Consider the following 4,071-nt stretch of genomic DNA (forward strand, 5'->3'; position numbering starts at 1 on the left):
GAGAAGCAGGTCTCGATCGCCGGCCAGACCTTCCCGATGAAGAAGCCGTTCATCGTCATCGCCACCCAGAATCCGGTGGAGTCCGAGGGTGTCTACCCGTTGCCCGAGGCCCAGCGCGACCGCTTCCTGCTCAAGGTCGATGTGCCCTACCCGAAGGGCAACGAGGAATTCGAGATCCTGCGCCGCATGTCGGTGAGCCCGCCGACCCCGCGACCGATCCTCAACCCCGAGCTGACCTTCCAGTTGCAGGGCATGGCGTCTCACGTCTTCGTGCACAACCTGGTCGCCGAGTACATCGTCCGGCTGGTGCTGGCGACCCGTAACCCGGCCGAGTTCAACATGCCGGACCTGACGCGGGTGGTCCAGATCGGCAACTCCTCGCGGGCCACCTTGGGCCTGACCGCAGCCGCCCGCGCGGTCGCCCTGATTCACGGCCGTGACTATGTGCTGCCGACCGATGTGCAGGCGGTTGCCAAGGATGTCATGGCGCATCGTCTGGTGCTCAGCTTCGACGCGATCGCCGACAACATCTCTGCGCTGCAGGTGGTGGAGCGGATTCTCGCGATGGTGCCGGCGCCAACGCCGGTCTGGAATCAGGAGCAGCGCGCCGCAAGCCGCACCCAGCACCGTCACCAGCCGAGCTACGAGTGATCTTCGGGCATAGATGAGCGGACCTGATTTCACGGTTTCGAAGACCGGCACCACGCAGGCGAACGGCCGGCGCGATGTGGGCGCCGCGGCCAGTGTGCTGCGTGAGCCCACCGGCCCCACGGTGCCGCTCAACAAGCTCGCCCCGGAGGCCGCGCTGCGTCGGCTTGAATTGACCGTCGTCCGACGGCTCGAAGGCTTCCTGCAAGGCGACCATCTCGGGCTGCTGCCCGGGCCCGGCTCCGATCTGAACGACGCCCGCATCTACGTGCCGGGGCAAGACGATGTGCGCCGAATGGACTGGGCGGTGACAGCTCGGACCACGACGCCGCATGTACGCGACACCATGGCCGACCGCGAGCTCGAGGTGTGGGCGTTGCTCGATGCGACCCCGTCGATGAACTGGGGAACCGCGGGGGTGACCAAGCGCGATCTCGGCATCGCGGCGATCGCCACGCTGGGTTTCATCAGCCAGAAGATGGGCGACCGGTTCGGCGGCATGGTGATGCACTCGGATTCGGTGAAGCGTTTCCCGGCGCGGTCGGGACGCCAGGCTCTCTACGGGTTGCTCGGTAAACTGCTGGACGATCCGATCGAACGTGACAACCAGCCGGCCACACTCGGCCTCGCCGAGGGCATTGAGGCGTTGATCCGTACTCAGCGGCGTCGCGGCATGCGACTGGTCGTCTCCGATTTCCTCGATCCGGGGGACGAAGAACTCGATCCGGCCGCACCTCCCAGCTGGGAGCGTCCGCTGCGTCGCCTCGCGGTGCGAAATCAGGTCTTGTGTATCGAGGTGATCGACGCCGGCGAGATGGAGTTTCCCGATGTCGGCGAACTGCTGATCCGCGATCCCGAGACCGATTTCGCGCGCTTCGTCAACACCTCGGACGCACGCGCGCGCCGACTGATCGACCGTGCCAGCGCCGCCCAGCGCGAACGCACCGACACCGCCATGCGCCGCGCCGGCGTCGGCCACATTCGGCTGCAGACCGATCGCGACTGGGTGAGTGACATCGCACGCTTCGTCCTGACCTACCGGCAGACCGCCGCTGTGCTGCATCAGCCCCCGCAGGGGGTGAGCAAGTGACCAGCGACACGACTCAGGTCTGGCTGTGGGAGTTCTTCAATCCCGAGCGGCTGTGGGCGCTGATCATCCTGCCGATCCTGGTGATCGCCTACATCGTGCTCTTGCGGCTGAAGCGCAACCGGGGCATGCGGTACACCCAGACCGGCATCGTCGGCGCGGTGTTGCCGAAGCAGTCGCAGTGGCGTCGGCATGTTTCGGTGGCGATGGTGCTCTGTGCGCTGATCGCCATCACCGGCGCCTGGGCGCGGCCGGCGGGTACCGAGAAGGTACCCCGCGAACGCGCGACGGTGGTGCTGGTGCTCGACCTCTCGCAGTCGATGCAGGCCACCGACATCCCGCCCACTCGGCTGGACGCCTCGAAGCAGGCCGCGAAGGACTTCATCGGGCAGCTGCCCGAGTCATACAACATCGCGCTCGTCGCCTTGTCGGGAACTCCCCGGGTGCTCACTCAGCCCTCCAACGATCGCGGCATGATCACCCGCTATATCGACGCGCTGACGTTGGAGGATGGCACCGATATCGGCGGCGCCTTGATGGCTGCACTGGACGCGATCGCGCACGCCCCCGGCGAGGAGGGTGAGGATCCGGCCCCTGGCATGGTGATCCTGCTCTCGGACGGAGCCAACACCGGTGGCGAGGTGAGTCCCGAGCAGGCTGCGGCCAATGCGCACGATCAAGACGTGATCGTCAACACGATCGCGTTCGGCACCCTCAACGGGTACGTCGATATCGACGGTCAGCGCTACAACGTGGCTCCCGACACCGCGACCTTGCAGCAGATCGCGGCGATCACCGGCGGTGCCGCGGTGGACGCGAAGTCTGCCGACCAGCTGAACAACGCTTACGATCAGATGCGATCCGATGTGACCTATGAGGACGTGAAGAAGGAAGTGACGGCCCGCTGGGCGCTGTACGCGCTCGCGTTCGCCGTCGTCGCCTCGCTTGGCGCAGTGTCGATGGCAGCTAGGTGGCCGTGATGGTACCGATGTTGGAGTTCATGCATCCTGGCAGGCTATGGCTGCTGCTGATCGTGGCGGCGGTACTGGGCTTCTACCTGGTGGCCTCGCGGCGGGTGCAAAGCGGCGGACGACGGCGCGGCCGGACTCGGCTGGATCTGGTGATTCCGCGGGATTCGGCACTGAAGCGGCACATCTCGGTGGGTGCCTCGTTGCTGGCGATGGGCTCGCTGGTGCTGGCCTATGCCCAGCCGCAGGCCGTCACGCAGGTGCCGCGGGAGCGGGCGACCGTGGTCATCACGATCGATATCTCGCGCTCGATGCGGGCTCAGGACGTGTCGCCGAGCCGTATCGAGGCCGCGCAGACCGCGGCCAAGGAGTTCGTCGATATGGTGCCGTCGACCTTCAATATCGCATTGGTGACCTTCTCGGGCACAGCCCAGATCGCGACGCCCCCGACCACCGACCGCACCGCGTTGAAGGCCGCCATCGATGCGATCGAGCTTGAGCCGGCGACCGCTATCGGCGAAGCGATCTATACCTCCTTGGACGCTCTGCTGCTCGCGCCACCCGATCCGGATCATCCGGACGAACCGGCGCCCGGGGCGATCATCTTGTTGTCGGACGGCTACACGAACATCGGCCGCGATTCGGGCGAGGCGGCCACGGTTGCCAAGGAACAGAACGTTCCGATCTACACGATCGCCTACGGCACTGCCGGCGGCTACGTCTACGAGGAGGGCGTGCGCGTCCCGGTGCCGGTGAATCATGCCGAGCTGGCGCTGGTGGCCAAGAACTCGGGTGGCAAGAAGTACTCGGCAGAGTCGCTTGGCGATCTGCGTGGTGTCTACGAGACCATCGCGAGCTCGATCGGTTACGACGAGGAACTCGTCGAAGTGACTGATCGCTTCGCCCTGTACGCGCTGATCCTGAGCGCGCTGGCTGCGGCGGGGGTCATTTCGTTGGCGGCGCGCTGGCCGTGATCCGACGGGCTTGTTCGCCGCAGCGGCTGCCGGAAGTCGCAGTGGCTGGCGGAGTGCTCGGTGTTGGCTCGCAGCGGCTGCCGGAAATCACAGCGGCTGGCGGATGTTCGGGGCTTTTGCTATTGGCGGCAGCTGATGGTGGAGGCACTGGACAGATCGGCAGTCGCCGCGATTTTCGGCAGCTTGTAGAGACGGTCCCGCCTGCTCAAGGCTTCGCCACGCGAACGCGCAGCGCGAAACGGCGCCGGACAGGCGGTCCCGCCTGCTCAAGGCTTCGCCACGCGGACGCGCAGCCCGAAACGGCGCCTGCTCAAGGCTTCGCCACGCGGACGCGTAGCCCGAAACGGCGCCGGACAGGCGGTCCCGCCTGCTCAAGGCTTCCCGCCTGCTCAGC

General features: G+C 66.4%; 4 protein-coding genes. All 4 read left to right on the forward strand.

What is annotated here, in order from left to right:
- Nucleotides 1-651, forward strand: a 651-nt coding sequence (locus AAFP05_RS12135; protein ID WP_341730133.1) for a MoxR family ATPase, incomplete at its 5' end; no start/stop codon positions are given.
- A 13-nt stretch (nucleotides 652-664) separates the two neighbouring features.
- A complete protein-coding gene (locus AAFP05_RS12140) occupies nucleotides 665-1,738 on the forward strand; it encodes a DUF58 domain-containing protein (RefSeq protein WP_341730134.1) in 1,074 nt (357 codons plus the stop codon).
- Nucleotides 1,735-2,715 carry a VWA domain-containing protein gene (locus AAFP05_RS12145; protein WP_341730135.1) on the forward strand — a complete coding sequence of 327 codons (981 nt, stop codon included), beginning with the start codon at nucleotides 1,735-1,737 and terminating at the stop codon, nucleotides 2,713-2,715. The genes AAFP05_RS12140 and AAFP05_RS12145 overlap by 4 nt, the downstream gene beginning before the upstream one ends.
- Nucleotides 2,715-3,677, forward strand: coding sequence for a VWA domain-containing protein (locus AAFP05_RS12150; protein ID WP_341730136.1), 963 nt, complete (start codon nucleotides 2,715-2,717; stop codon nucleotides 3,675-3,677). The genes AAFP05_RS12145 and AAFP05_RS12150 overlap by 1 nt, the downstream gene beginning before the upstream one ends.
- Nucleotides 3,678-4,071: the final 394 nt, after the last annotated feature.

The organism is Brooklawnia sp., assembly GCF_032229645.1.
In the GTDB taxonomy this organism is placed as follows: Bacteria; Actinomycetota; Actinomycetes; order Propionibacteriales; family Propionibacteriaceae; genus Brooklawnia.

Bases quoted from the DNA above. Each gene is read 5' to 3' on its own strand.
- AAFP05_RS12140 (WP_341730134.1), top strand. From the start codon at position 665: ATGAGCGGACCTGATTTCACGGTTTCGAAGACCGGCACCACGCAGGCG.
- AAFP05_RS12150 (WP_341730136.1), top strand. From the start codon at position 2,715: ATGGTACCGATGTTGGAGTTCATGCATCCTGGCAGGCTATGGCTGCTG.